Genomic DNA, 26079 nt, shown 5'->3' on the forward strand with positions numbered 1-26079 from the left:
TCACTCCTTGCTAGAGATGGCAGGTACTTTGAAAACATGACGCAAATAGGCGACGAAATTCGGGTCGGTGCAATGTGTCTTGCCCGCTTCATCGGAGATCTTCGCGACGGGCTGGCCATTGCAGGCGGTCATTTTAAGCACGATGCTCATCGGTTCCACACCTGGAATGTCGCACGTCAGGTTGGTGCCGATGCCAAAGCTCACGTTAATGCGACCACGCAGCGCCCGGAATATCTCCAGCGCTTTTGGCAGTGAAAGGCTGTCGGAGAATACCAACGTCTTGCTCATCGGCTCGATGCCGAGCTTGTGGTAATGGGCGATGGCTTTTTCCGCCCATTGCACGGGGTCGCCGGAGTCATGGCGCAGGCCGTCAAACAGCTTGGCGAAGTACAGGTCGAAGTCGCCCAGGAACGCATCGGTGGTGATGCAGTCGGTCAGGGCGATGCCCAGCAGGCCACGGTATTCGCGGACCCAGCAGTCGAGCGCGGCGATCTGGCTGTCGATCAGGCGGGGGCCCAGTTGCTGGTGGGCCATGATCCATTCGTGGGCCATGGTGCCCAGTGGCTTCATGTCCAGTTCGCGGGCCAGGTGCACGTTGCTGGTGCCGACGAAACGGCCGGGGAAGTCGTGCTTGAGTACGCTGACCACTTCTTCCTGCACGCGGTACGAGAAGCGCCGACGCGTGCCGAAGTCTGCCACTTGCAGCTCCGACAACTCGTCACTGCTGGCATTGGCGGTCAGCCAGTCGAATTTGCGGTACAGCTGTTCGCGAGCCTGTTCGAGGACCACGGTCTGGTAGCGGTAGCGGTTACGCACTTCGCTGACGATGGCCAGCATCGGCACTTCAAACAGGATCACATGCAGCCATGGGCCGCGCAGACGAATGAATAATTCGCCGTTTTCGATACCGGTCTGCACGTAACGCAGGTTGAAACGAAACAGCCCGAGGAAGCGCAGGAAGTCCGGCTTCATGAAGCTGATGCGCTCCAGGAAACCCAATTGGTCGGGGCTCAGGCTCAACTCGGCGAGGCGTTCGATCTGGTAGCGGATCTCTGCCAGATAGGGACGCAGGTCTTCGCTGTTACGGCAACGAAACTCCCATTCAACTTCCACGTTGGGGTAGTTGTGCAGCACCGCCTGCATCATGGTCAGCTTGTAGAAGTCGGTGTCGAGCAAGTTCTGCACGATGCGATCGGCAAACACACTCTCGCTCATAACGGGAATCTCCAGACGGGTCGGCGATGGTCGCCGGCCTTTACGCACAATTAAGGAAGGGGGCTAGTGGCGCATAGACCTGTGGGGTTTTGCCAGTGATTTTTTCGGTGAAGCCACTGGCGCCATCGCAGGCAAGCCAGCTCCCACATTTGAAACGCATGCCAAACTGGGGAGCTGGCTTGCCTGCGATGGCGATTTTCCAGGCGCTAAAGCACCTGCTCCATCATCCACTTCACGAACTCGCGAACCTTGGGCACCTCCGCCGAATGCTCCGGGTAGGCCAGGTAATACGCGTCCTCACTCGGCATCGCATGCTGCCAGGGGATCACCAGCTTGCCGTCGGCCAGTTCCTCTTCCACCAGGAATCGCGGCAACAGCGCCACGCCACAGCCGACCTGCGCTGCACGGATGCACATATAAAAGGTGTCGAAACGCGGCCCGTGATAGCTGTGCTCGGTCTGGTAGCCCTGGCTGGCGAACCAGTCATGCCAGCCTTGGGGGCGCGAGGCGTTTTGCAGCAGCACCAGGTTGCTCAGCTGTGTGGGGTCGGTGAACGGCTGTGCGGGCAAGCTCTCCGGCGCGCACACCGGTACAAGTTCTTCGCTGAACAGCTTCTGGCTCTCGGTGCCGGGGCGTGAACCCTGGCCGAAGTAGAAGGCCATGTCGGCCTTGCCTTGCAGCAGTTCGTCCGGCTCCTGCTCGTTGCACAGGTCGAGGTGGATCTGCGGATGGCGCAGCCGCCAGCCCTTGAGGCGCGGCACCAGCCAGCGTGCGCCGAAGGTGTAGGGCGTGGACACCCGCAGCACTTCGGTTTCGCCGCCGTAGGAGCGCAGGTAATGGGTAGACATCTCCACCTGGGTGAGGATCTTGCGCACTTCCACCAGGTACAGGTCGCCGGCCGGGGTCATCTGCAAGCGACGGCGCACGCGACGGAACAGCAGATGCTGCAGCAACTCTTCCAATTGCGCCACCTGCTTGCTCACCGCGCTCTGCGTGAGGTTCAGTTCCTCGGCGGCGCGGGTGAAGCTCAGGTGGCGGGTGGCGGCTTCGAAGCACTGCAGGGCGGTGATCGAGGGCAAATGTCTTTTGTTCAGCACGGCACGCCTCTTTTTATTTTTTGCATGAATAAACGGAATGATATCTCGCCTAATCGTCGTTTGTTAGCAAGTCTTGGGCCAGCTACAAATAAGGTCTGGATCGTCGTGCGGGCCGCGGCGCAATTTTTCTGTTTTTAGTGTGAAGGAGTGACCCATGGTTGCCGCATTGCTTGATCGTCTCGGGGTAAACCCGGCGCTGTACCAGTCGGGCAAGCAGCCCGTGCATTCGCCGATCGATGGCAGCCGTATCGGCAGCGTGCACTGGGAAGGTGCCGCCGAGGTGGAGCAACAGGTCAGTCGCGCGGAGCATGCATTCGAGGCCTGGCGCAAAGTGCCGGCCCCGCGTCGTGGCGAGTTGGTGCGCCAGTTCGGTGACGTGTTGCGCGAATACAAGGCCGACCTGGGCGAATTGGTGTCGTGGGAAGCCGGCAAGATCACCCAGGAAGGCCTGGGTGAAGTCCAGGAAATGATCGATATCTGCGACTTCGCCGTTGGCCTGTCGCGTCAGTTGTACGGCTTGACCATCGCCTCCGAACGCCCAGGCCACCATATGCGTGAAACCTGGCATCCGCTGGGCGTGGTTGGTGTGATCAGTGCGTTCAACTTCCCGGTCGCGGTGTGGGCGTGGAACACCACCCTGGCGCTGGTATGCGGCAACGCCGTGATCTGGAAACCCTCGGAAAAGACCCCGCTCACGGCTTTGGCCTGCCAGGCGTTGTTCGAGCGCGTGCTGAAGAAATTCGACGGCGCCCCTGAGTACTTGAGCCAAGTGATTATCGGTGGCCGCGATGCCGGGGCCGCACTGGTGGACGACCCACGCGTCGCCCTGATCAGCGCCACCGGCAGCACGCGCATGGGCCGTGAAGTGGCGCCGAAAGTCGCCGCACGCTTTGCCCGCAGCATTCTGGAGCTGGGTGGCAACAACGCGATGATTCTCGGCCCAAGCGCCGACCTGGACATGGCCGTGCGCGCCATTCTGTTCAGCGCCGTCGGCACCGCAGGTCAACGCTGCACCACCCTGCGTCGGCTGATCGCCCATGAGTCGGTGAAGGCCGAAATCGTCACCCGTCTCAAGGCCGCCTATTCCAAGGTGCGCATCGGCCACCCGCTGGAGGGCAACCTGATCGGCCCGCTGATCGACAAGCACGGCTTCGACAACATGCAGGACGCCCTGGAGCAAGCCTTGAGCGAAGGCGGCAAGGTGTTCGGCGGCAAGCGCCAGTTGGAAGACCAATTCCCCAATGCCTATTACGTGTCGCCGGCCATTGTGGAAATGCCCGAGCAAAGTGACGTGGTGTGTACCGAGACCTTCGCCCCGATCCTCTATGTGATCGGCTACAGCGACTTCAACGAAGCCCTGCGCCTGAACAACGCCGTGCCTCAAGGCCTGTCGTCGTGCATCTTCACCACCGATGTGCGGGAGGCTGAGCAGTTCATGTCAGCTGTGGGCAGCGACTGCGGTATCGCCAACGTCAACATCGGCCCGAGCGGCGCGGAAATCGGCGGTGCGTTTGGCGGTGAGAAAGAGACCGGTGGCGGGCGTGAGTCGGGTTCGGATGCGTGGCGCGGGTACATGCGTCGCCAGACCAACACCGTGAACTACTCGCTGGAATTGCCGCTGGCCCAGGGCATTACCTTCGACTAAACCACTGACGAAACGCGGTTGAAAATGTGGGAGTGGGCTTGCTCGCGAATGCAGGGTGTCAGTCAATAGATTTACAGCTGATCCACCGCATCCGCGATGCAAGCCCGCTCCCACATTTGATTGGATTAACCAGGCGACACTGAATTTAGTTGTTTGTTAGGTCTCATCGGAGTCTGGCAATGGCACTGCGCGAAACATGTTTGTGGGAACACCTCACCCCCAGCCGGCCGGACCGTGCCGCGCTCAAGGGCGAGGTCAAGGTGGATGTGTGCGTGATCGGCGCCGGAATAACCGGTTTGTCGGCGGCCACGCATTTGCTGGAGCAAGGTAAAAGCGTCGCTGTGCTGGAGGCCCATCGCACCGGCCATGGTGGTTCGGGGCGCAATGTGGGACTGGTCAACGCCGGTATGTGGATCCCGCCGGACGAAATCGAAGCCGGTTTCGGCGAAGCGGTGGGCAGCCAGCTCAATCGCATGCTGGGTGCGGCGCCGTCCCTGGTGTTCAGCCTGATCGACAAATACAACATCGATTGCCAATTACGCCGCGAAGGCACCTTGCACATGGCGCACAACGCCCGTGGCGAGGCGGATTTGCGCAGCCGTGAAGAACAATGGAAGCGCCGTGGCGCGCCGGTGGAGTTACTCACCGGCCAGGCCTGCGAGCAGGCCACCGGTACCAAAAGGATCGCCGCCGCCTTGCTGGATCGGCGTGCCGGTACCCTGAACCCGATGGCCTACACCAGTGGTTTGGCCAACGCGGCGGTCGGTCTGGGCGGGCAGTTGTTCGACCATTCTCCTGTCACCCAGCTGGAACGCCAGGGCGCGCACTGGTCGGTGCAAACCGCGCAGGGTTCAGTGCAGGCTGCACAGGTGGTGATTGCCTCCAACGCCTACACCGAAGGCGAGTGGACCGAACTGCGGCGCAATTTTTTCCCCGGTTATTACTACCAGGTCGCGTCGGCCCCGCTGACGGACGACGCGGCCAGCCAAATCCTGCCGGGTGGTCAAGGTTCCTGGGACACGCGCCAGGTCTTGAGCAGCATCCGCCGCGATGCCGACGGTCGTCTGTTGCTCGGCAGCCTGGGCAATGGCAGCCAGAAACCGACGTGGTTCCTCAAGGCGTGGGCCGATCGGGTGCAGCAGCACTACTTCCCCTACCTCAAATCGGTGCAGTGGGAGTACACCTGGACTGGCTGCATCGCCTTCACCCCGGACCACTTGATGCGCCTGTTCGAGCCGGCGCCCGGCCTTGTGGCCGTTACGGGATATAACGGCCGCGGCGTGACCACCGGCAGCGTGGTCGGCAAGGCGTTTGCCGACTATTTATGTCACCAGAATCCCCAGGCGCTGCCGATTCCCTTCGCGCCGATGCAACCCCTGGCGGGGGTGGGCTTGCGTAGCTGTCTGTATGAGGCTGGATTTTCGCTGTATCACGCGGGCCAATGCCTGAGGATCGTGATCTGATCAGCGAAATACCGCTCAGAAGCCTGCATTTTCTTAGCAGGCTACTAATCTGTATTGGTGCAAGTCGTAGCAATCACGCACTGTAAATGTGCAGTTCCGTTACGCCGTTTGTTACAGCGATAGGAACTGTCGTTTATAGGTCTGGTTGCAGGTGCGACCTGTCGCGGTTGTACTGTTTGGATCCATTGGTTGCACCTTTAGGTGCTAGAGGGTTGCACGTCCTGGCGAATGGAGCCGAAACACCTGCAATAACAATGACACCGTGTCTTTTTGAAGAATAAAAACGTAATGGCACGCGCCTTGCTCTGGGCTTTCAGTGAAAGGTTTGAATGCAAGTTGTCGTGCCAAAAATCAAAAATATCGGAGCACCACTCATGTCCCAGACGTTTTACAAGAAAGGTTTTCTGGCCCTCGCCGTTGCAGCGGCGCTGGGTGTTTCTACGTTTGTTCAAGCTGATGTGAAGATCGGCGTCGCGGGGCCGATGACCGGTGCCAACGCCGCTTTCGGTGAGCAGTACATGAAGGGTGCCCAGGCGGCAGCCGATGTGATCAACAAGGCCGGCGGCATCAACGGCGAGAAAATCGTGCTGGTGGCCGGTGACGATGCTTGCGAACCCAAGCAGGCCGTCGCTGTTGCCAACCGCCTGGCCGACCAGGACAAAGTGATCGGCGTGGTCGGGCACTTCTGCTCCTCCAACACCATCCCGGCCTCCGAGGTGTATGACGAAGCCGGCATCATCGCCATCACCCCAGGCTCCACCAACCCACAAGTGACCGAGCGCGGCCTGGGTGCCATGTTCCGTATGTGCGGGCGTGACGACCAGCAGGGCATCGTTGCCGGCGACTACATCGTCGACGTGCTCAAGGGCAAGAAAGTCGCCGTCATCAACGACAAGGACACCTACGGCAAAGGCCTGGCCGATGCCACCGCAGCCCAGTTGACCAAGCGCGGCGTCAAGCCGGTGCTGGAAGAAGGCCTGACCCGTGGCGAGAAAGACTTCAGCGCCTTGGTCACCAAGATCCGCTCCACCGGTGCAGACGTTGTGTACTTCGGCGGCCTGCACCCGGAAGCCGGTCCACTGGTTCGCCAGATCCGTGAAGCCGGTTTGAAAGACGTCAAGTTCATGTCCGATGACGGCGTAGTGACCGACGAACTGGTTGCCACTGCTGGCGGCGCGCAATACGTCGACGGCGTTTACATGACCTTTGGCGCCGACCCGCGCCTGCTGCCAGACAGCAAGGCGGTGGTGGAAGAGTTCCGTAAAAACGGCACCGAGCCGGAAGGCTACACCCTGTACGCCTACGCGTCGGTCCAGGCCCTGGCCGCCGGCTTCAACGGTGCCAAGTCCAACAAGGGCGAAGATGCCGCCAAGTGGCTCAAGGCTCACCCGGTAAAAACCGTCATGGGCGAAAAAGCCTGGGATTCCAAGGGCGACCTGAAAATCTCCGACTACGTGGTTTACCAGTGGGATAAAGACGGCAAATACCACCAGCTGGAAAAGCAGAAGTAAGACTAATCACCCAAAGACCCTGTGGGAGCAGGGTTTGTGTGGGCGCTGGCTTGCCTTCGATTGCATCACCTCTGTAGCGCTGAAGTACCGAGGCGTGTGCATCGCAAGCCAGCTCCCACCCAAGCCCGCTCCCGGAGGGGAGTGGTGTCGTGATGAATATCTGTTTTTTCCTCCAGAAGCGCCGCACACCCTCCGGTGTGCAGGTGCTCACCGCGTGAGATTGCGTTATGGATGGTATTTTCCTGCAGCAACTGGTCAACGGCCTGACCCTCGGGTCGGTCTATGGCCTGATCGCCATCGGCTACACAATGGTCTATGGCATCATTGGCATGATCAACTTCGCCCACGGCGAGGTTTATATGATTTCCGCTTACCTCGCGGCGATCAGTCTGGCACTGCTGGCTTACTTCGGCATCGAATCCTTCCCGCTGCTCATTCTCGGCACCTTGATCTTCACCGTGGTCGTCACCGGCGTTTACGGTTGGGTCATCGAGCGTGTTGCCTACAAACCGCTGCGCAACTCCACCCGACTGGCACCGCTGATCAGCGCCATCGGTATCTCGCTGATCCTGCAGAACTACGCGCAGATCGCCCAGGGCGCCAAGCAACAGGGTATTCCTACCCTGCTGGCCGGGGCCTGGCGTGTCGACATCGGCAGCGGGTTCGTCCAGCTCACTTATACCAAGGTGTTCATCCTTGTGGCGGCGTTTGCCGGCATGGCGTTGCTCACTTATGTCATCAAATACACCAAGCTCGGCCGCATGTGCCGCGCTACCCAGCAAGACCGCAAGATGGCATCGATCCTCGGCATCAACACCGACCGGGTGATCTCCTATGTGTTCGTCATCGGCGCCGCCATGGCTGCATTGGCCGGCGTGCTGATCACCCTCAACTACGGCACCTTCGACTTCTATGCCGGCTTCATCATCGGCATCAAGGCGTTCACCGCGGCGGTACTCGGCGGCATTGGCTCCCTGCCTGGGGCGATGTTGGGCGGGATCATCCTCGGTATCTCCGAGTCGTTGTTTTCGGGGTTGATCAACTCTGACTACAAAGACGTGTTCAGTTTCTCCCTGCTGGTGGTGATTCTGATTTTCCGTCCCCAGGGCCTGCTTGGTCGCCCACTTGTGGCGAAGGTGTAAACATGTCTGCTGCCAAACCCATCGATATCAAGAAAAGTGTGGTCGATACAGTCCTCGCCGGGCTGATTTCACTGGTCGTGTTCGGTCCGATCGTCGGCGTGGTCCTCGACGGCTACAGCTTCAACCTGGAACCGGCCCGCGTGGCCCTGCTGGTGGCCATCGTGATGGTCGGCCGCTTTGCCATGAGCCTGTTCCTGCAAACCCCCAAGGGCGTGAAGATCCTGCAGGGCTTCGAGAGCACCGGCTCCGGCGTGCACGTACTGGCGCCGGACTACAAGTCGCGGCTGCGCTGGATCATCCCGGCACTGATCGTGATTGCCATCGTGTTCCCGATCTTCGCCAACAAGTACCTGCTCACGGTGGTGATCCTCGGGCTGATCTATGTGTTGCTTGGCCTGGGCCTCAATATTGTGGTCGGCCTGGCGGGCCTGCTCGACCTGGGTTACGTGGCGTTCTACGCCATCGGTGCCTACGGCCTGGCATTGGGTTATCAATACCTCGGCCTGGGCTTCTGGACGGTGCTGCCACTGGCGGCCATCGCGGCGGCGTTAGCGGGATGCATACTCGGGTTCCCGGTGTTGCGAATGCACGGTGACTACCTGGCCATCGTGACCCTGGGCTTTGGTGAAATCATCCGCCTGGTGCTCAACAACTGGCTGTCGTTTACCGGTGGGCCCAACGGCATGCCGGTGCCATCGCCGACCTTCCTCGGCCTGGAGTTCGGCAAGCGTGCGAAGGATGGCGGGATACCTTTCCATGAGTTCTTCGGCATCGACTACAACCCCAACATCAAATTCCTGTTCATCTACATCGTGCTTTTCCTGGTGGTGCTGGCCGTGCTGTACATCAAGCATCGCCTGACCCGCATGCCGGTCGGCCGCGCCTGGGAAGCCTTGCGCGAAGATGAAATCGCCTGCCGTTCCATGGGCCTGAACCACGTATTGGTCAAGCTTTCGGCGTTCACCATCGGTGCCTCCACCGCCGGTCTGGCCGGGGTGTTTTTTGCCAGCTACCAGGGCTTCGTCAACCCGTCGTCGTTCACCTTCTTCGAGTCGGCGCTGATCCTCGCCATCGTGGTACTGGGCGGCATGGGCTCGACGGTCGGCGTGGTGATCGCGGCGTTTGTATTGACCGTCGCACCGGAACTGCTGCGCAGCTTCTCCGAATACCGCGTGCTGCTGTTTGGCGTGTTGATGGTGGTGATGATGATCTGGCGACCGCGCGGCTTGATTCGGATCAGCCGTACCGGTGTGACCCCACGTAAAGGAGTGGCGCCATGAGCAAGGAAGTCGTGCTCTCCGTGGAACATTTGATGATGCACTTCGGTGGCATCAAGGCCTTGAGCGATGTGAGTCTCAAGGTCGAACGCAACTCGATCTTCGCCCTGATCGGCCCCAACGGCGCCGGCAAGACCACGGTGTTCAACTGCCTCACCGGCTTCTACAAAGCCAGCGGCGGCAAGATCGAACTGAACATTCGCGGCAAGCGGACCAACGTGATCCAGTTGCTCGGTGAACGTTTCCAGCCCACCGACTTTGTGTCGCCCAAACGCTTCTTCAGCCGGGTGTTCTACAAGATGTTCGGCGGCACCCACTGGGTGAACCGCGCCGGGTTGGCGCGGACGTTCCAGAACATTCGCCTGTTCAAGGAAATGTCAGTGGTGGAAAACCTGCTGGTGGCCCAGCACATGTGGGTCAACCGCAACATGCTCGCGGGTATCCTCAACACCAAGGGCTACCGCAAGGCCGAAAGCGATGCCCTCGATCACGCCTTCTACTGGCTGGAAGTGGTGGACCTGGTGGACTGCGCCAACCGCCTGGCCGGTGAGCTCTCCTACGGCCAGCAGCGCCGCCTGGAGATCGCCCGCGCCATGTGCACCCGGCCGCAGATCATCTGCCTGGACGAACCTGCTGCGGGCCTCAACCCTCAGGAAACCGAAGCCCTCAGCGCGATGATTCGCCTGCTGCGCGACGAACACGACCTGACGGTGGTGCTGATCGAACACGACATGGGCATGGTGATGAGCATTTCCGACCACATCGTGGTACTGGACCACGGCAACGTGATCGCCGAGGGCGGGCCGGACGCGATCCGCAACGACCCGAAAGTGATTGCCGCCTATCTGGGCGCCGACGAAGAGGAGCTGGTATGAGTGCACCTATCCTCGAAATGAAGGACCTGGACGTGTACTACGGCCCGATCCAGGCCCTGAAAAAAGTCTCGCTGCATATCAACGAAGGCGAAACCGTCAGCCTGATCGGCTCCAACGGCGCGGGCAAATCCACGCTGCTGATGTCGATCTTCGGCCAGCCACGGGCCGAGTCGGGCCAGATTCTCTACAACGGTGTCGACATTACCCACAAATCGTCGCACTACATCGCTTCCAACGGTATTGCGCAGTCACCGGAAGGGCGGCGGGTATTCCCCGACATGACCGTCGAGGAAAACCTGTTGATGGGCACCATCCCCATTGGCGACAAGTTTGCCCAGGAAGACATGCAACGCATGTTCGAGCTGTTCCCACGGCTCAAGGAACGACGTAATCAACGCGCCATGACCATGTCCGGCGGCGAGCAGCAAATGCTCGCCATCGCCCGCGCGCTGATGAGCCGGCCCAAGCTGTTGCTGCTCGACGAACCGAGCCTGGGCCTGGCGCCGATTGTGGTGAAGCAGATCTTTTCCACCCTGCGTGAGCTGGCATCCACCGGGATGACCATCTTCCTGGTGGAGCAGAACGCCAACCACGCGCTGCGCCTGTCGGACCGCGCGTATGTGATGGTTAACGGCGAGATTCGCCTGACAGGCACCGGTAAGGAATTGCTGGTGAATGAGGAAGTGCGCAACGCCTACCTCGGCGGGCACTAATCTAAAGGTTGGCGCAGCCCCCCTGTGGGAGCGGGCTTGCTCGCGAATGCAGTGGATCAGTCAGTACACCTGAAACTGACCCACCGCACTCGCGAGCAAGCCCGCTCCCACATTTGTTTTGTGGCATTCACAACGTCTCCGCCAAATTGTGGAAAACAAATCCAGGCTCCCTCCAAAGCGCGACATATAGCCGCCGCAAATCTCTGTTTTGTCACAGTTTTGACTTGTCCCCATCCGCTGTGGAACCGGCTGTGGGTAACGTGGGAGTAGCTGGCTGAAAGCCAATAACCGCGTGGCTTGTAGCGCGACGGTTGTTTTTTGATCAGCAGGTTTTTGGCAACCGGTAGAGGTCTTTGTCAACCTGTTTATAGACACAGGTATATGACCGAAATATGTCTCGCCAGCCTGTGGATAAGTCTGTGACTAAACTCTGGAAAGACGGCCGCAGAGGCCGGAATGACTGGCCTGGAGCCATCGTTCTGTTTTTTCGAGGGGCGACGGGCCTACATACGCCCCGGCCAAGGTCAAGCAAAAAACTTTCTAAAACCGCCTGTAGCCCTTATGAATAGAGGCCTGAAGCATTGTGTAGTTGCCCCCAAAGACTGTGGGCGCAGTTGTGGATAACCTGCGTGCATATGGCTACAAGCCACGGTCTGTATGGCTTTGCGTGACGTGGTTAAAAAGTGATCAGTCCAGTGTCAAGTTGTGTGCTTAGCGGTTGCCGCAATCGCGGCGTAAGGGCATTCTGCTGGCTGATTTTTTCCCGATGCCCGCAAGGAGAACACCATGTCCGACACGCTGTTTATTACTGGCGCAACCTCAGGTTTCGGCGAAGCCTGCGCCCGTCGTTTTGCCGAAGCCGGCTGGAAACTGGTGCTCACCGGCCGTCGTGCCGAGCGTTTGAATGCGCTGGTCGAAGAGCTGTCCAAGCAAACCGAAGTGCACGGCCTGGTGGTGGACGTACGGGATCGCAAAGGCATGGAAGACGCGATCGCCAACCTGCCGCCGTCGTTCGCCACGCTGCGCGGGCTGATCAACAACGCCGGCCTGGCCGTAGGCACCGACCCTGCGCCCAAGTGCAACCTCGATGATTGGGAAACCATGGTCGACACCAACATCAAGGGCCTGCTGACCACCACCAACCTGCTGCTGCCTCGCTTGATCGCTCACGGTCGCGGCGCGGGCATCATCAACCTGGGCTCGATTGCTGGCAATTACCCGTATCCGGGCAGCCACGTGTACGGTGGCTCCAAGGCGTTCGTTAAGCAGTTCTCACTGAACCTGCGCTGTGACCTGCAAGGTACTGGCGTGCGGGTAACCAATATCGAACCGGGCTTGTGCGAGAGCGAGTTCTCGCTGGTGCGTTTTGGCGGTGACCAGGCGCGGTATGACGCGACTTATGCGGGGGCCGAGCCGATCCAGCCGCAGGATATTGCAGACACGATCTTCTGGGTCATGAATACGCCAGCGCATGTGAACATCAACCGGTTGGAGTTGATGCCGGTGAGCCAGACCTGGGCTGGCTTTGCGATCGAGCGTGGGGCCAAGGCTTAAGACCGCGTCGCCCGCATCGCCGGCAAGCCAACTCCACATTTGAGCGTATTCACACAGTCAAAGGTGGGAGCTGGCTTGCCGGCGATGGCGCCAAATCGGCCAAAACACGACATAAGGTACACTCCACCCGGTAAAACCCCTCCGCACCGTGCGGATTTAAGGTTTTGACGGGAGGAAATGTGAGTAACCGAGGTGAGCAGGCACTGCTCAAACAATCGACCATCCTGATGTTCGCAGTCGCGATCGCCGGGATTGTCACGGGTGTGGTATCCGGCGCCCAATCCATTCTGTTCGACGGGTTTTTCTCGCTGATCGCCACCGCCATCAAGGTGTTGATGTTGATCACGGCCAAGCTGATCGCGAAGAAAAGCAACGAACGTTTCCAGTTCGGCTATTGGCATCTGGAGCCCATGGTGCTGCTGATCGAAGGCAGTTTCCTGTTGCTGATCGCCATTTATGCGTTCCTCAACGGCGTGTTCGGCATTATCAATGGCGGCCGCGAGATCGAGTTGGGGCTGGTGATCATCTACGCGGCGGTGTTTACCGTCGTCGAGTTCGCCTACTTCTTCTACGTGCGTTATCGCAATCGCCAGCTGAAATCATCGCTGATCCAGTTCGACAACATCAGCTGGCTGGTGGACGCGATGCTGTCGGTGGGCTTGCTCATCAGTTTCCTCGCGGCACTGTTGCTCAAGTCCCAAGGCTATGGCGAGTGGGCGGTGTATGTCGACCCATTGATCCTGATCCTGCTGGCCTTGAGCATGCTGGCGCCGGCGTTCAAGATCCTGCGCCCGGCCTTGCGCGAGGTACTGGGGATCGCTCCGGACCAGTTGGACGACAAGGTGCGCGAAGTGATGGATGCGGCCCAGGCCAGGCATGGTTTTGACGACTATGTGTCCTACGTGCAAAAGCACGGACGGGCACGGTTTATCGAGATACATGTGGTGTTGCCGGCGGATTACCCGGTGGATAACGTTGCGACCCTGGACGGGCTGCGCGAAGAGATATCCACAGGGCTCGGCACGCCGGATACGGCGCGCTGGCTGACGATCAGCTTTACCGGAGATCGCAAGTGGATTGCATAAGGCCCTGGTAACAGGTCGCCAAGTGATACGGCGTGGTCGACGGCATGTCTCGTCGGCTCACGACGCCCTTGGCATCCAGGCATTCATTCCAGCCTTTTGCATGCAGGAAGTGCTGTTGCAACGCCAGCAATTGGCGTTGCAGCAGCGCTTCGCTGTCCGGCCGCAAGGTCAGTGCCCGCAGGTACTCGGCCTGGGCCCAGATACGCTGGGTGCCGTCGCGGACCGTGCCGTCCAGCGCCAACATGCCGCTGACCGCACCGCTGACGTTATCCACACCCTTGAGTTCCGCGTAGGCGAAAGCCCGGGTCAGGGACGCATGCAGCGGCGTACCCCGGAGCACTTCCGAAGACTCCAGCAAAAAGAACCATTCGAACTGGTGTCCCGGCTCGAACCAGTTATCCACAGCGCCCAGCGGTTTTTCCATCATCACGCCGTGTTGACGGTCGATGAAACGCTGCTGCATGGCCGTCGCCAGCCCCAGCAGGGCGGCTTGCACCTCGGCGTCTGCTCGTACCGCGAGGGTGGCAAGGAACGCTTCGGCCAAGTGCATCAGCGGGTTTTGCAGCGGGCCGGACTTGAGCGATGACCAGTTGCGCTCCAATACGGCCTCGTACAGGCCGTCGCCTGTGGAAAACCGTTTGGCAACGACTTCCAGAGCGGCATTGAGCACCGATTCCACCAACGGCTCACGCACCTTGGCCCAGTAATGGGCGCAGGCAAAGATGATGAAGGCGTGGGTGTAGAGGTCTTTGCGCTTGTCCAGCGGCTGGCCGGACGGGTCGATGCTGTAGAACCAGCCGCCGTGCTCGGCGTCGTGGAAGTGCCGTTGCAGGGACCGGAACAGTGCCGCTGCACGCTCTTGCGCGAAGGCAGCGCCGGGCTCGTCGATCAGGCTGGCAAACAGGTACAACTGCCGGGCGCAGGCCATGGCGCGGTAGCGTTGCGGGGGCAGAGGGCGATGATCGGCGTCGAGCGCCTCATAGGGCAATGCCAGTTCGGCATTCCAGCCCGGACCTTGCCAGAGCGGCACGATCAGGCTGTGGAAGTGCGAAAGCACGGTGTTCAAGGAGGGTTGGGAAGCGCTGGGCATTGGCTGGCGTCGTCACGGCAGGGGTGTAGGCGCGCATGGTATCAGGCTTGGGTTCGGTGGTGTCTGGTCTACCGCTATCGGGGGCAAGCCCCCTCCCACATCTGGACCGTATTTCAAGGATGTACTCGGTCAACTGTGGGAGCGGGCTTGCTCGCGAAGGAGCCTTCAGCAGCGCTGCAAATCAGCCAGCGAGCAACCAAACCCCAGTCGCCGCCGAAGCTGCCCCGGCAATCCGCACCAACGGCGCCGCTGCCGCCGGCAGAAAGCGCACCACCGCATAACCGGCCGCGTGCAGCACCGCGGTTGCACCGACAAACCCGGCTGCATACGCCCAAGGGCTGGACATGTCCGGCAGCTCCAAACCATGCGCCACACCGTGGAACAGTGCGAACAACGCCGTCGCCCCCACAGCCATGAACAGCGGCGGCCGCACCGCCAGTGCCACCGCCAGGCCCAGGGCCAGCACCGACGCAGCAATCCCGCTTTCCAATGCCGGCAACGCCAGGCCTTCAAAACCCAGTACGCCGCCTATCAACATGGTGCCGACGAACGTGCAGGGCAGGGCCCAACGGGCGGCGCCTTTTTGTTGGGCGGCCCACAAACCGACGGCGACCATCGCCAGCAAGTGGTCGATGCCACTCAGGGGGTGGCTGATACCGGCCACCAGGCCGTTGTCGCCATGGCCAGGGTGAGCGAAGGCCAGGGCTGGGGCCAGCAGCAGGGCGGCGGCGGTGAAGAGTTTCTTGAGGCTCATGGACAGGTTCCTTAAGGGTTGATCAGGCGGCGGTCAGCAGGCCTTGGCGTTCGATGAAGGCGACGATGTCCTCCAGGCCGACCCCGGTTTTCTGGTTGCTGAACACAAAGGGTTTGCCGTTGCGCATGCGGGTGGTGTCGCTGTTCATCAGCTCCAGCGACGCGCCGACCAAGGGCGCCAGGTCGATCTTGTTGATCACCAGCAGGTCGGATTTGCAGATGCCAGGTCCGCCCTTGCGCGGCAGCTTGTCGCCGGCGGACACGTCGATCACGTAGATGGTCAGGTCCGACAGCTCCGGGCTGAAGGTGGCCGAGAGGTTGTCGCCGCCGGACTCCACCAGGATCAGGTCGAGTCCAGGGAAGCGGCGGTTGAGCTGGTCGACGGCTTCCAGGTTGATCGAGGCGTCTTCACGGATCGCCGTGTGCGGGCAGCCGCCAGTTTCCACGCCGATGATGCGCTCCGGCGCGAGGGCCTGGTTGCGCACCAGGAAGTCCGCATCTTCGCGGGTGTAGATGTCGTTGGTGACCACCGCCAAGTTGTAGCGATCACGCAGCGCGAGGCACAGGGCCAGGGTCAGGGCTGTCTTGCCGGAGCCCACCGGGCCGCCGATACCGACACGCAAAGGTTGGGTGTTCATATGTGCTTTTCTCCTAGGAACGGAATAGGCGGCTGTACTGGCGCTCGTGGGCCATGCATGCCAGGGACAGGCCGAACGCGGCGCTGCCGAAATGGTGGGGGTCGATGCGACTGGCGTCCTGCTGGGCTTGTTGCAGCAACGGCAGCAATTCGCTGGTCAGGCGCTGGGCGGCTTGCTGGCCGAGGGGCAAGGTTTTCATTAGCACGGCCAATTGGTTTTCCAGCCAGCTCCACAGCCAGGCGGCGAGGGCATCGGCGGGGCTGATGTGCCAGGCGCGTGCGGCCAGGGCCCAGCCCAACGCCAAATGCGGTTCGGGGCACGCTTGAAGGACGGCGCGGGCGGCTTCATCCAGTTCCGGCAGGCCGTTGAGCAGTTGTTGCAGGGAGTAGCCCATCTGCCGGCTCTCTTGATACAGCTCGCGGGTCTCACGGCTGGCGCGATGTGCCTCGCACAGCTGGGTCAGACGCGGCCAGTCAGCATCGACCGCCGCTTGGCAGTGGGCGAGTAACACCGGGGCTTCAAAGCGCGCCAGGTTGAGCAGCAACTGATCGCTGATCCAGCGTCGCGCACTGGCAGCATCGCTGACGCGACCGTTCTCCACCGCCATTTCCAGGCCCTGGGAATAGCTGTAGCCGCCAATCGGCAATTGCGGACTGGCCAGACGCAACAGCGCCCAGGCTGGGTTCATAGACGCACGCCGAACTGGTGCAGCTTGGGCGGGTAGTTGAAATCTTCATCGCCATGGCGCGAGTGGTGGTGTCCGCCGCCGTAGGCGCCATGTTCCGGCTGGAACGGCGCCTCGATGGTTGCCGTCTGCGCGCCCAGTTGTTCGAGCATGGCCTTGAGCACATAGTCATCGAGCAGGCGCAACCAGCCATCGCCGACCTGCAATGCCACATGGCGGTTACCCAGGTGATACGCCGCACGCGTCAGTTCAAATGCGCTGCTGCAGGTGACGTGCAGCAGGTGTTCAGGCCGGGCGCACACGCGTACGACTCGTCCGTCCTCGGCCTGTAGGAATTCGCCATCGTGCAGCGGTGGCTGGCCGCGCTCCAGGAAAAGGCCGACGTCTTCACCGTCGGCACTGAAACAGCGCAGGCGGCTTTTGCTGCGGGCTTCGAAGTTCAGCAGCAACTCGGCGGCCCAGAGGGCTTGGGGGGCGATTCGGCGGTGGATCACCAGCATCAGGAAGCTTCCAGCTATGAGCGATGAAGCAGCTAGAGCAAGGGGCTTGCCAACCTCGATGGGGAGTAGGAATTGCCTGTAGGCAAGCGCGGCATGCCACTAAACAGGGCGAGGAAAAATGCTCGACGTGCGCCAAAGTGGTGCGCAATGTTGCGTGTTGCACGCGTGATGGGCATTTTCGGATTTTCCCTACACGTTATGGGGAATCGGCGTTCATCACCTTACCTGCGAGATCATTAGGCTGTGCGCCGTGTTTAATTCACTGCGACGTTCATCATGTTCAAATCATTTTGTTGCCTGGTTATTGTCAGCCTATCTCTCGCGCTTTCATCGGCTTCCGCGAATTTGAAGTCCCATCCGTCCTTCAGCACTTCGCTGAAGCAAGCGTCTATCGAGGATGTGGTCGACCGCGCCCACGAACTGCTGGGTACGCCTTACAAGTGGGGTGGCACCTCGGCGGACCAGGGTTTTGATTGCAGCAGCCTGCTGGTCTATCTGTTCAAGACCGAAGCCAATATCCAGTTACCGCGCACCACTGCGGCCATGCAGCGGTCAACAGCAGCCACTATCAGGCGCAATGCGCTCAAGGCGGGTGATGCGGTGTTTTTCAAAGGAAATGGGGGCGGACAAGTCAGCCATGTGGGCCTTTATATAGGCGAGGGCAAATTTATCCATTCACCCCGCGCAGGCAAGCACATCCGCATCGACTCATTGAGCAACAGCTACTGGAACAAGAATTACACCACCGCCAAGCGTTTCCACACGGCAGGGTGATGGCTTTACTCGGTGCTGCCCAAACCCTGCCAGTGCTTCAAGCCGATAAAGATAAAGCGCAATTGCTGGGTGATTTTTGCCTGGGGCGTGAGGTGTTCAGGCAGCGCCTGGGCCGGTGGGTCGATGATGTCGGGAAGGGTGGCGAACACACTTTTGACGATCAGGTCGGCCATCACATGCAGACCTTCGGCATCCAGGTGCTGCAGTTTTGGCATGAGCGTCAGGTCGGCCGCCAGGTCGCGGGTGATGTCTTCACGCAATGCACCGATCGCCTGGCGCACCGCCAGGCAGCCGCCGTATTGCTCGCGGGCCAGGAACAGGAATTGCGAACGGTTGGCCGAGACCACGTCGAGAAAGATCCGCACGGAGGCATCGATAATGCCGCCCATCACGAATTCGTTGTGGCGCACCAGACGGATCGTGGCGCGGAAGGTCTGGCCGACTTCACTCACTAGCACGAGTCCCAATTGGTCCATGTCGGCAAAATGCCGATAGAAACCGGTGGGCACGATACCAGCCGTTTTTGCCACTTCGCGCAGGCTCAGGCTGCCAAACCCACGGCCACACTCCATCAGATGGCGGGCTGCGTCCATCAGGGCGAGGCGGGTCTGTTGCTTCTGTTCGGCGCGGGGCAGCATGGGCGGGCGGGCTTTGTCGGCGAGTACAGCGACGCACTCTAGCAAAACAGTTCTGTTGGCGTCGAACTTGGCGGGGAAGGGCGTGACGCGATCTACAGGAAAGCAAAAGCCCGATCGACAGATCGGGCTTTTTTCTCGGCCACCACGGGGTTAGCTCTGTGCTTGATGCAGTTCTTGCAGACGGTCAGCACCGCCTTCAGCAACGCCTTCGGTGTAGGCGCGTTTGTTGGCTTGTTCTGCACCGCCTTCGACCAGACCTTTCTGTTCCAGGCGATCACGGCCACCTTCGGCAACAGCATTGCGCTCCAGCAGGCGATCAGCACCACCTTCAACCAGGCCTTTTTCTTCCAGGCGGTTGCGGCCGTTTTCGGTCAGGCCTTCGGTGTAAGCGCGTTTGTTGGCGTGTTCCGAACCATTTTCAGCGACAGCGCCTTTGGCGTAGTCACGGTTCTCGTCTTCTTGCGAACCGCTGCGAGCGACGGTCTGGCTGAAATGAATGGCGTCAGCTTTGACTTGGGGTGTGGCCTGTTCGGCGGCTGGCAGGGCGAAGGCACTGGAAGCCAGGATAGATAACAGGGCGGTAGCGAGTAGTTGGCGTTTCATGATGGGTTGCTCCTTGGGAGGGCGATAAAGTGGGTACAGGGCTAATGCTACTCTCGATAAGTCGATATAAAAGTTCATAAACACAATGGTAATAATCAACAGAATTGATTGTTCTAGGCGGAGGCTCTAGAACGGGCCTCTCAAGCACGCGGTTTTGCACCGGGGTGGGTATTTTCGACACGTTCGTGGGTAACAATGGTGCGCCGTCGTAGGCCGAATCTGTCGAGTTGGTCAGAAATTGAGGTTTTTCCAGGCAAATCGGGGATTGGGTTAAACCCCCAGGCGGTTTGCCAGTCGGAGTTCTATAAACTGTCTTAAAAGGCTGTCACCCAGCCAGTCGTATTCAGGAGTCCTGTGCAATGACGCGCACTCGTAAAATTGTCGCTTGGAGCTGCGCCAGCTTCGCTCTGTTAATCGCTGTGGCGGTGTTGGTCCTGGTGTTCTTTGACTGGAACCGCATCAAGCCGCCCCTCAATGCCAAGGTTTCTGAAGAACTGCATCGGCCATTTGCCATCAACGGCAACCTGGCGGTGGTGTGGGCGCGTGAACCCGATGAAGGCGGCTGGCGCGCCTGGGTGCCATGGCCTCATGTGATTGCCGAAGACCTGACCTTGGGCAACCCGGACTGGTCGAAGAACCCGCAGATGGTCACCCTCAAGAAGGTGGAACTGCGCATTTCTCCCCTGGCGTTGCTGGTGCAGCGTGTGGTGATCCCGCGTATCGATCTCACCGAGCCGAGCGCGCAATTGCAGCGCCTGAGCGATGGCCGCGCCAACTGGACCTTCAAGTTCGACCCCAAGGACCCAAACGCCGCGCCTTCCAACTGGGTGGTGGACATCGGTGCCATCGGCTTCGATAAGGGCCACGTGACCCTCGACGACCAGACTCTCAAGACTCAATTGGATGTGATCATCGACCCGCTGGGCAAACCCATTCCCTTCGGCGAAATCGTCGGCGACGCTGATGCCAAGAAGGCCTTGGAAAAAGGCTCCGCCCCGCAGGACTATGCGTTCGGCCTCAAGGTCAAAGGTCAGTACCACGGCCAGAAGCTCGACGGCAGCGGCAAGATCGGTGGCCTGCTGGCCCTGCAGGACGCGGCCAAGCCGTTCCCGCTGCAAGCCCAGGTCAACATTGGCGACACCCGCATCGCCCTGGCCGGCACGCTGACCGACCCGATGAACCTCGGCGCGCTCGACCTGCGCCTGAAACTCGCCGGTTCCAGTCTGGGCAATCTCTACCCACTGACCGGCGTGACCCTGCCAGATTCGCCAGCCTATTCCACCGACGGTCATCTCATCGCCAAGCTGCACGAGCCCAACGGCGCTTCGTTCCGCTATGAAAATTTCAACGGCAAGATCGGCAACAGCGACATCCACGGCAACCTCGCCTACGTCGCCAGCCAGCCACGGCCCAAGCTCAGTGGCGCCTTGGTGTCCAACCAACTGCTGATGACCGACCTCGCACCGCTGATCGGCGCCGACTCCAACGCCAAACAAAAAGCCCGTGGCGGTGACAGCAAACAGCCGGCGACCAAAGTGTTGCCGGTGGAAGAGTTCCGCACCGAGCGCTGGCGTGTCATGGATGCCGATGTGGAGTTCACCGGCAAGCGCATCGTGCACAGTGCCGATTTGCCCTTCACCGACCTCTACACCCACCTGGTGCTCAATGATGGCGAGCTGAGCCTCGAACCCCTGCGTTTCGGCGTCGCCGGCGGCAAGCTGGATGCGCAGATTCGCCTCAACGGCCGTATCACGCCAATGGAAGGTCGCGCCAAACTCACTGCGCGCAACTTCAAGCTCAAGCAGCTGTTCCCGACCTTCGAACCGATGAAAACCAGCTTCGGTGAACTCAACGGCGATGCCGACATTTCCGGGCGTGGCAACTCCGTGGCGGCACTCCTGGGCACCTCAAACGGTGACCTGAAGATGCTGATCAACGACGGCGCCATTAGCCGTGGCCTGATGGAAATCGCCGGGCTCAACGTGGGCAACTACGTGGTGGGCCGCCTGTTTGGCGACAAGGAAGTGAAGATCAACTGCGCGGCGGCGGACTTCGGTATCAAGACAGGCCTGGCGACCACGCGTTTGTTTGTGTTCGATACCGAGAACGCCATCATTTACATCGAGGGCACGGCGAACATGGCCACGGAACAGTTGGACCTGACCATCAATCCGGAATCCAAAGGCTTCCGCCTGTTCTCCCTGCGCTCACCGCTGTACGTCAACGGGCCGTTCATCAAGCCCAATGCGGGTGTGAAAGCCATTCCGCTGGCATTGCGGGGCGCGGGCATGGTTGCGCTGGGTGTGGTTGCCGGCCCGGCGGCCGGGTTGCTGGCATTGGTCGCGCCGAGCGGTGGTGAGCCGAATGAGTGCGCGCCGTTGCTGCAGCAGATGAAGGAAGGCAAGGCGCCGAAAACAGTAAAAGGCTAGCCTCCGGTAGGGATGAAAATCGCGTCTGATATGCAGGAGCCTGAAGGGAAATATCCATTAGCCCTGTTGACGGTAACTCGTCTACTGTCAACGCTAACAGGTAGATGCCCGTTTCTATCGCAGTGATTGCGTATAAAAAAGCCCCAAGTAGGAGCGGTCGCTCCCCTTGGGGCTTTTTTGGCGGCGCCTATCGAGGGTGGCCTACAGGCTTTCGAGAATATCCGCCATGTCGTCGGCGTGCTCTTCTTCCTGAGCCAGGATTTCTTCAAACAGACGGCGCGTGGTTGGGTCCTTATCACCGATGTACTGGATGATTTCGCGGTAGCTGTCGACGGCAATCCGCTCGGCGACCAGGTCTTCGTAGACCATTTCCTTGAGGTCCTTGCCGGCCACGTATTGCGCGTGGGAGTTTTTCGACAGCAGGTCCGGGTTGAACTCCGGCTCGCCGCCCAACTGCACGATACGCTCGGCGAGTTTGTCGGCGTGTTCGGCTTCCTGGGTGGCGTGCTCAAGGAACTCCTGCGCGGCCACTGCAGCCTTGATGCCACTGGCCATGAAGTAGTGGCGCTTGTAGCGCAGTACGCAGACCAGCTCGGTGGCCAGCGAGGCGTTCAGCAGGCGAATGATTTCTTCGCGGTCGGCATCGTAGCCTTCGGTCACGGCACCGTTCTCGACGTTCTGGCGGGCGCGGCTGCGCAGGGTCGCAACGTCAGTCAAGTTTGCTTCGGTCATCTCAATCTCCTGGTACTAATCCGGTTTTGCGCCACGCTCTGCCGGCGTGATCGCTCCAAGTTGTGAGTCCCGCGCAACACAAAAAGTTTTATCGGATTTTACAAGGCGTGACCGGACAGCCTGACTTCCTCCTGCATCCACTGGAAGAATGCTCGCACTGGCGGATGGCGCTCGCGGCCCGGTACGCACAACGCGCTGTAACCCGCCCCGTCCACGCTGATCCGGGGCCGGTAAGGCACCAGTAACCCCGAAGCCAGACTTTCCGATACCAGAATGTTGCTGGCCAGGACCAGGCCCTGACCGGCGATGGCTGCTTGCAGCGCGTAGTGCTCTTCGTCGTATTCGCGCAATATCGGCGCGTCCCGCAACCAGCGTTCCCCAGCCTTCTCGCACCAGGCTTGCCAGCCCAGCGCGTAGAGCTTGGAGTTGTGCCAGCGCACGCTGATCAGTGTGGGAGCTTGCGTTTGGGCCAGCACCACCTGCTCGGGGGAGCCGTATACCGCAAAAGATTCATCGAACAAGCACAAACCATAGAGGTTGGGGTAGTCATCGAGGCTATAGCGGATCACCAGATCGACGCTGGCATCTTGCTGCAAGTCGACGACTTCACACTGCGTATCCAGGCGCAGGTTGATACCAGGGTGTGCGGCGTAAAACCGTCCCAACCGTGGCACCAGCCATAAGGCGGCGAAGGCTGGCGTGGTGGATACGGTGAGGTGCCCGGTGCTGCGTTGCGGGCGCAGGGTGTCGAGGCTTTGCGCCACGTCCAGCAGGGCACCGTGCACGCTGTGGAACAGCCGTTCGCCACACTCCGTCAGGCGCACCTGGCGTGGCAGACGTTCGAACAGCGGCACCCCCAGCCAGGTTTCCAGGCTGCGGATCTGGTGGGAGACCGCCGTGGGTGTGACCGACAGTTCCTGGGCGGCAGCCTTGAAACTGAGCAGGCGCGACGCCGATTCAAAGGTGCGCAGCGCGGTGAGGGGTAGCGAGGCAAACATTTCAGCTCCATGGATGAAATGGATTCATCCGGATCAACTATTGCTCATTTGTCGGAAGTACCCAGCGACTCTAGATTTGCGCTTAAGAACGACGGCTATCCAGACCGTCTGAGTCTAACTCGCGAAGGTCATACAGATGAAAAAAATGCTAGTTATCCACGCCAGCCCCCGTGGCGAACGTTCCCACTCGCGGCGCCTGGCCGAATCCTTTCTCGACGTGTGGCAGGCCGCCAACCCTGGCGCGCAGGTCACGCGGCGCGAAGTGGGTCGAGCGTCGATTCCTCACGTCAGCGAAGCGTTCGTCGCGGCGAATTTCTACCCCGAACCGCAATCCATGCCCAAGGTGATGAAGGCCGACCTGCAACTGAGCGATGAACTGGTCGCAGAGTTGATTGACCACGAAATCCTGGTGATTTCCATGCCCCTGTACAACTTCGGCGTGCCCAGTGGCCTCAAGGCCTGGATTGATCAGATCGTGCGCATGGGCCTGACCTTTGATATCACTCAAGACAGCCAGGGCATCGCGCAGTATCAGCCTTTGCTCCAGGGCAAACGTGCACTCATCATCACCAGCCGGGGCGGCAATGGCTTTGGTCCGGGTGGCGAGTTTGAATGGATGAACCATGCCGACCCGCACCTGCGCACGGTACTGGGCTATATCGGTATCGAGGATGTGCGGGTGATTGCTGCCGAAGGTGAAGAGTCGGACAAGAGCGTATTCCAGCGTGCCTATGCCGACGCCGAGCGCCAGTTGCATGACCTGGCTGGGCACTTCTAAAAAGCCCGGATGTCATGGGGTGGTCACGTCGGTTGATCTAGGATGGACCTATTACTTCCATCGCCCTGGACGCCTGCTCCATGCCGCAATCCCTTGCCACGCGTTACCCCTTGGTGCTGGTCCCCGGCATGCTCGGGTTCGTGCGCCTCGTTTGGTTTCCCTATTGGTACGGCATCGTCCCGGCGCTACAGGCGGGTGGCGCACAGGTGTTTCCTGTGCAGGTGGCGCCGCTGGACTCCAGTGAAGTACGTGGCGAGCAATTGCTGGTGCAGATCGAGCGCATCCGCCGTGAAACGGGGGCCGACAAGGTCAACCTGATCGGTCACAGCCAGGGCGCGCTCACCGCGCGGTATGCGGCGGCCAAGCGCCCGGAGTGGGTGGCGTCGGTCACGTCGGTGGCCGGGCCCAACCATGGCTCCGAGCTGGCGGACCACATTCATCTCAATTACCCAGTGGACGGCGTGAAGGGGCGGATCATGAGCGCGCTGTTTCACCTGGTCGCCTGGGTGATGGGCGTGTTGGAGACCGGCTATCGCGGGCCACGCTTCAAGGCGGACTTGCAGGCCTCCCATCATTCGCTGACGAGTGCGGGCGTGGCGCTGTTCAATCAGCACTATCCACAGGGGTTGCCACAGACATGGGGTGGGCAGGGGGCAGAAGAGGTCAACGGCGTGCGTTATTACTCGTGGTCCGGCACTTTACAGCCGGGCATTACTGACCGTGGTCGCAACCTGTTCGATGGCACCCACCGCAGTTGCCGCCTGTTCGCCCGCAGCTTTGTGCGTGAAAAGGGCCAGTGCGACGGCATGGTCGGACGCTACAGCTCGCACCTGGGATGGGTGATCGGCGATGACTACGCCCTGGACCACTTCGATATCGTCAACCAGTCCCTGGGCCTGGTGGGCAAGGGCGCCGAGCCTATCCGACTGTTTCTCGAGCATGTCCGGCGCTTGAAGGATGCCGGGGTCTAGCGCACCGGGGTGGTCCAGCGTTCCGACAGAATGACCCCACCCAAGGTCAGCAAACCGCCCACCAAGTGATACAGCGCCAACTCTTCCTTCAACACTACGGCGGCGATCAATGCAGTGATCAACGGCAGCAAGTTGAAAAACAGCGTGGTGCGGCTCGGGCCCAAGGTCTTCACCGAATGCATCCACGCCAGTGGCGCCAACATCGAGGCCAGCAGGCACGCATACAGCACCAACGGAATGTTCGCCCAGCCAAGGCCCGCTTTCGCGGAGAACAGGAACAGCGGGAACAGCACCACCACCGCCACCAGCACCTGCAGATACAGCAACACCAACGGCGGCAGGCGCAGCTGCCATTTTTTCAGCAGGGTGCTGTAGACCGCGTAGGCCAGTGTCGCGACCAGCATCATGCCGTCACCCAGGTTGACCCCGTGTTGCAGCAATGCGTCGAGGCTGCCGGCGGAGACCACCACCACGACGCCGGCAAATGACAGCACGGCACCGGTCAGCGCGCCGTAGGTCAGGCGCTGGCCCAGGCTGATGATCGCCGCCGTCAGCGCCATCAACGGCATCAACGACAGGATGATCCCCATGTTGGTCGCCGTGGTCAGCGACGCGGCGTAGTACGCCAGGCTCTGGTACACCGCCATGCCCAGCACGCCGAGGATGAATACCTTGCCCAGGTTCGGGCGGATCAGCGCCCAGTTGGCGATCACCGGCTTGATCATGAACGGTGTAAACAGCAGCGCCGCCAGCAACCAGCGGTAAAAGCCGATTTCTGCAGGGAACAGCGCGCCCACGGCCAGCTTGTTGACGACGGTGTTGCCAGCCCAGATGAAAATGGCCAGCAAGGGATAAGCGTATTGCATCGAAATGAACCAAGTGTGTTGATGAGGCAGGATTATCCATTGTCTGG

25 protein-coding genes are annotated in these 26079 nt (G+C 60.5%); 13 read left to right on the forward strand and 12 right to left on the reverse strand.

Annotated elements, in window-relative coordinates; translation table 11 throughout:
- Together pncB and AC4PS7_RS20020 are read right to left on the reverse strand one after the other, a co-directional pair.
- Positions 1-1215: a nicotinate phosphoribosyltransferase gene (pncB, locus tag AC4PS7_RS20015; RefSeq protein ID WP_010213584.1), complete on the reverse strand. Its 1215-nt coding sequence runs from the start codon at positions 1213-1215 to the stop codon at positions 1-3.
- Positions 1216-1421: 206 nt separating this feature from the next.
- On the reverse strand, positions 1422-2312 hold the full coding sequence (locus tag AC4PS7_RS20020; RefSeq protein WP_044286560.1) for a LysR family transcriptional regulator: 891 nt from the start codon (positions 2310-2312) through the stop codon (positions 1422-1424).
- 154 nt (positions 2313-2466) lie between these two features.
- Here AC4PS7_RS20020 and amaB point away from each other — a divergent pair, with 154 nt between their 5' ends.
- From amaB to AC4PS7_RS20065, 9 genes are all read left to right on the forward strand, one after another.
- Positions 2467-3957, forward strand: coding sequence for an L-piperidine-6-carboxylate dehydrogenase (gene amaB / locus AC4PS7_RS20025; protein ID WP_010213580.1), 1491 nt, complete (start codon positions 2467-2469; stop codon positions 3955-3957).
- 179 nt (positions 3958-4136) lie between these two features.
- The gene (amaA, locus tag AC4PS7_RS20030; protein ID WP_010213579.1) at positions 4137-5420 is read left to right on the forward strand and encodes an L-pipecolate oxidase; all 1284 of its coding nucleotides are present in this window, start codon (positions 4137-4139) and stop codon (positions 5418-5420) included.
- A 374-nt stretch (positions 5421-5794) separates the two neighbouring features.
- The gene (locus tag AC4PS7_RS20035) at positions 5795-6931 is read left to right on the forward strand and encodes a branched-chain amino acid ABC transporter substrate-binding protein (RefSeq protein WP_010213577.1); all 1137 of its coding nucleotides are present in this window, start codon (positions 5795-5797) and stop codon (positions 6929-6931) included.
- Positions 6932-7158: 227 nt separating this feature from the next.
- Positions 7159-8073 (forward strand): ABC transporter permease subunit, encoded by a 915-nt coding sequence (locus tag AC4PS7_RS20040; RefSeq protein WP_010213575.1) that lies wholly within the window; start codon positions 7159-7161, stop codon positions 8071-8073.
- A gap of 2 nt (positions 8074-8075) precedes the next feature.
- Positions 8076-9353 (forward strand): high-affinity branched-chain amino acid ABC transporter permease LivM, encoded by a 1278-nt coding sequence (gene livM / locus AC4PS7_RS20045; protein WP_010213574.1) that lies wholly within the window; start codon positions 8076-8078, stop codon positions 9351-9353.
- Positions 9350-10225, forward strand: coding sequence for an ABC transporter ATP-binding protein (locus AC4PS7_RS20050; protein ID WP_010213571.1), 876 nt, complete (start codon positions 9350-9352; stop codon positions 10223-10225). The genes livM and AC4PS7_RS20050 overlap by 4 nt, the downstream gene beginning before the upstream one ends.
- Positions 10222-10938: an ABC transporter ATP-binding protein gene (locus AC4PS7_RS20055; protein WP_010213569.1), complete on the forward strand. Its 717-nt coding sequence runs from the start codon at positions 10222-10224 to the stop codon at positions 10936-10938. The genes AC4PS7_RS20050 and AC4PS7_RS20055 overlap by 4 nt, the downstream gene beginning before the upstream one ends.
- Before the next feature lie 786 nt (positions 10939-11724).
- Positions 11725-12492 (forward strand): SDR family oxidoreductase, encoded by a 768-nt coding sequence (locus AC4PS7_RS20060; RefSeq protein ID WP_010213568.1) that lies wholly within the window; start codon positions 11725-11727, stop codon positions 12490-12492.
- Between the two features lie 179 nt (positions 12493-12671).
- Positions 12672-13577: a cation diffusion facilitator family transporter gene (locus AC4PS7_RS20065; protein ID WP_010213567.1), complete on the forward strand. Its 906-nt coding sequence runs from the start codon at positions 12672-12674 to the stop codon at positions 13575-13577.
- Here AC4PS7_RS20065 and AC4PS7_RS20070 read toward each other — a convergent pair.
- The 5 genes from AC4PS7_RS20070 to ureE form a co-directional block, all read right to left on the reverse strand.
- Positions 13549-14667, reverse strand: a complete 1119-nt coding sequence (locus tag AC4PS7_RS20070) for an AGE family epimerase/isomerase (protein ID WP_010213565.1) — start codon at positions 14665-14667, stop codon at positions 13549-13551. The genes AC4PS7_RS20065 and AC4PS7_RS20070 overlap by 29 nt on opposite strands.
- 181 nt (positions 14668-14848) lie before the next feature.
- Positions 14849-15421: a HupE/UreJ family protein gene (locus AC4PS7_RS20075; RefSeq protein WP_021493235.1), complete on the reverse strand. Its 573-nt coding sequence runs from the start codon at positions 15419-15421 to the stop codon at positions 14849-14851.
- A gap of 22 nt (positions 15422-15443) precedes the next feature.
- A complete protein-coding gene (ureG, locus tag AC4PS7_RS20080; protein ID WP_010213562.1) occupies positions 15444-16058 on the reverse strand; it encodes an urease accessory protein UreG in 615 nt (204 codons plus the stop codon).
- A 13-nt stretch (positions 16059-16071) separates the two neighbouring features.
- Positions 16072-16746 (reverse strand): urease accessory protein UreF, encoded by a 675-nt coding sequence (locus tag AC4PS7_RS20085; protein WP_042570867.1) that lies wholly within the window; start codon positions 16744-16746, stop codon positions 16072-16074.
- Entirely contained in the window at positions 16743-17243 is a 501-nt protein-coding gene (gene ureE, locus AC4PS7_RS20090) for an urease accessory protein UreE (protein ID WP_010213559.1), read from the reverse strand. The genes AC4PS7_RS20085 and ureE overlap by 4 nt, the downstream gene beginning before the upstream one ends.
- Positions 17244-17519: 276 nt before the next feature.
- On the opposite strand from ureE, the gene AC4PS7_RS20095 reads away from it, so the two are divergent.
- Positions 17520-18017, forward strand: a complete 498-nt coding sequence (locus tag AC4PS7_RS20095; RefSeq protein WP_021493234.1) for a C40 family peptidase — start codon at positions 17520-17522, stop codon at positions 18015-18017.
- A 5-nt stretch (positions 18018-18022) separates the two neighbouring features.
- On the opposite strand, the gene AC4PS7_RS20100 is transcribed toward AC4PS7_RS20095, so the two are convergent.
- Both AC4PS7_RS20100 and AC4PS7_RS20105 read right to left on the reverse strand, forming a co-directional pair.
- On the reverse strand, positions 18023-18655 hold the full coding sequence (locus AC4PS7_RS20100; protein WP_010213557.1) for a TetR family transcriptional regulator: 633 nt from the start codon (positions 18653-18655) through the stop codon (positions 18023-18025).
- Between the two features lie 150 nt (positions 18656-18805).
- Positions 18806-19258 (reverse strand): hypothetical protein, encoded by a 453-nt coding sequence (locus AC4PS7_RS20105; protein WP_010213556.1) that lies wholly within the window; start codon positions 19256-19258, stop codon positions 18806-18808.
- Positions 19259-19617: 359 nt separating this feature from the next.
- Here AC4PS7_RS20105 and AC4PS7_RS20110 point away from each other — a divergent pair, with 359 nt between their 5' ends.
- Entirely contained in the window at positions 19618-21687 is a 2070-nt protein-coding gene (locus AC4PS7_RS20110; RefSeq protein ID WP_154974295.1) for an AsmA family protein, read from the forward strand.
- 201 nt (positions 21688-21888) lie between these two features.
- Here AC4PS7_RS20110 and AC4PS7_RS20115 read toward each other — a convergent pair whose 3' ends face one another.
- Together AC4PS7_RS20115 and AC4PS7_RS20120 are read right to left on the reverse strand one after the other, a co-directional pair.
- A complete protein-coding gene (locus AC4PS7_RS20115) occupies positions 21889-22419 on the reverse strand; it encodes a ferritin-like domain-containing protein (RefSeq protein WP_010213553.1) in 531 nt (176 codons plus the stop codon).
- 98 nt (positions 22420-22517) lie between these two features.
- Positions 22518-23417, reverse strand: a complete 900-nt coding sequence (locus AC4PS7_RS20120; protein ID WP_021493232.1) for a LysR substrate-binding domain-containing protein — start codon at positions 23415-23417, stop codon at positions 22518-22520.
- Positions 23418-23553: 136 nt separating this feature from the next.
- Between AC4PS7_RS20120 and AC4PS7_RS20125 the strand changes: the two genes are divergently transcribed.
- Positions 23554-24195 (forward strand): FMN-dependent NADH-azoreductase, encoded by a 642-nt coding sequence (locus tag AC4PS7_RS20125; protein WP_021493231.1) that lies wholly within the window; start codon positions 23554-23556, stop codon positions 24193-24195.
- Positions 24196-24275: 80 nt separating this feature from the next.
- Positions 24276-25166, forward strand: coding sequence for an esterase/lipase family protein (locus tag AC4PS7_RS20130; protein WP_492179710.1), 891 nt, complete (start codon positions 24276-24278; stop codon positions 25164-25166).
- Here AC4PS7_RS20130 and AC4PS7_RS20135 read toward each other — a convergent pair.
- Positions 25163-26032: a DMT family transporter gene (locus AC4PS7_RS20135; protein WP_010213549.1), complete on the reverse strand. Its 870-nt coding sequence runs from the start codon at positions 26030-26032 to the stop codon at positions 25163-25165. The two genes, AC4PS7_RS20130 and AC4PS7_RS20135, sit on opposite strands and share 4 nt — an antisense overlap.
- Positions 26033-26079 lie beyond the last annotated feature (47 nt).

The organism is Pseudomonas sp. DW-iso3, assembly GCF_058725305.1.

Excerpts from the sequence above, each read along its gene's own strand:
- pncB (WP_010213584.1), bottom strand. The coding sequence starts at position 1,215 with ATGAGCGAGAGTGTGTTTGCCGATCGCATCGTGCAGAACTTGCTCGAC.
- amaB (WP_010213580.1), top strand. The coding sequence starts at position 2,467 with ATGGTTGCCGCATTGCTTGATCGTCTCGGGGTAAACCCGGCGCTGTAC.
- amaA (WP_010213579.1), top strand. The coding sequence starts at position 4,137 with ATGGCACTGCGCGAAACATGTTTGTGGGAACACCTCACCCCCAGCCGG.
- AC4PS7_RS20035 (WP_010213577.1), top strand. The coding sequence starts at position 5,795 with ATGTCCCAGACGTTTTACAAGAAAGGTTTTCTGGCCCTCGCCGTTGCA.
- AC4PS7_RS20040 (WP_010213575.1), top strand. The coding sequence starts at position 7,159 with ATGGATGGTATTTTCCTGCAGCAACTGGTCAACGGCCTGACCCTCGGG.
- livM (WP_010213574.1), top strand. The coding sequence starts at position 8,076 with ATGTCTGCTGCCAAACCCATCGATATCAAGAAAAGTGTGGTCGATACA.
- AC4PS7_RS20050 (WP_010213571.1), top strand. The coding sequence starts at position 9,350 with ATGAGCAAGGAAGTCGTGCTCTCCGTGGAACATTTGATGATGCACTTC.
- AC4PS7_RS20055 (WP_010213569.1), top strand. The coding sequence starts at position 10,222 with ATGAGTGCACCTATCCTCGAAATGAAGGACCTGGACGTGTACTACGGC.
- AC4PS7_RS20060 (WP_010213568.1), top strand. The coding sequence starts at position 11,725 with ATGTCCGACACGCTGTTTATTACTGGCGCAACCTCAGGTTTCGGCGAA.
- AC4PS7_RS20070 (WP_010213565.1), bottom strand. The coding sequence starts at position 14,667 with ATGCCCAGCGCTTCCCAACCCTCCTTGAACACCGTGCTTTCGCACTTC.
- AC4PS7_RS20075 (WP_021493235.1), bottom strand. The coding sequence starts at position 15,421 with ATGAGCCTCAAGAAACTCTTCACCGCCGCCGCCCTGCTGCTGGCCCCA.
- ureG (WP_010213562.1), bottom strand. The coding sequence starts at position 16,058 with ATGAACACCCAACCTTTGCGTGTCGGTATCGGCGGCCCGGTGGGCTCC.
- AC4PS7_RS20085 (WP_042570867.1), bottom strand. The coding sequence starts at position 16,746 with ATGAACCCAGCCTGGGCGCTGTTGCGTCTGGCCAGTCCGCAATTGCCG.
- ureE (WP_010213559.1), bottom strand. The coding sequence starts at position 17,243 with ATGCTGGTGATCCACCGCCGAATCGCCCCCCAAGCCCTCTGGGCCGCC.
- AC4PS7_RS20095 (WP_021493234.1), top strand. The coding sequence starts at position 17,520 with ATGTTCAAATCATTTTGTTGCCTGGTTATTGTCAGCCTATCTCTCGCG.
- AC4PS7_RS20100 (WP_010213557.1), bottom strand. The coding sequence starts at position 18,655 with ATGCTGCCCCGCGCCGAACAGAAGCAACAGACCCGCCTCGCCCTGATG.
- AC4PS7_RS20105 (WP_010213556.1), bottom strand. The coding sequence starts at position 19,258 with ATGAAACGCCAACTACTCGCTACCGCCCTGTTATCTATCCTGGCTTCC.
- AC4PS7_RS20110 (WP_154974295.1), top strand. The coding sequence starts at position 19,618 with ATGACGCGCACTCGTAAAATTGTCGCTTGGAGCTGCGCCAGCTTCGCT.
- AC4PS7_RS20115 (WP_010213553.1), bottom strand. The coding sequence starts at position 22,419 with ATGACCGAAGCAAACTTGACTGACGTTGCGACCCTGCGCAGCCGCGCC.
- AC4PS7_RS20120 (WP_021493232.1), bottom strand. The coding sequence starts at position 23,417 with ATGTTTGCCTCGCTACCCCTCACCGCGCTGCGCACCTTTGAATCGGCG.
- AC4PS7_RS20125 (WP_021493231.1), top strand. The coding sequence starts at position 23,554 with ATGAAAAAAATGCTAGTTATCCACGCCAGCCCCCGTGGCGAACGTTCC.
- AC4PS7_RS20130 (WP_492179710.1), top strand. The coding sequence starts at position 24,276 with ATGCCGCAATCCCTTGCCACGCGTTACCCCTTGGTGCTGGTCCCCGGC.
- AC4PS7_RS20135 (WP_010213549.1), bottom strand. The coding sequence starts at position 26,032 with ATGCAATACGCTTATCCCTTGCTGGCCATTTTCATCTGGGCTGGCAAC.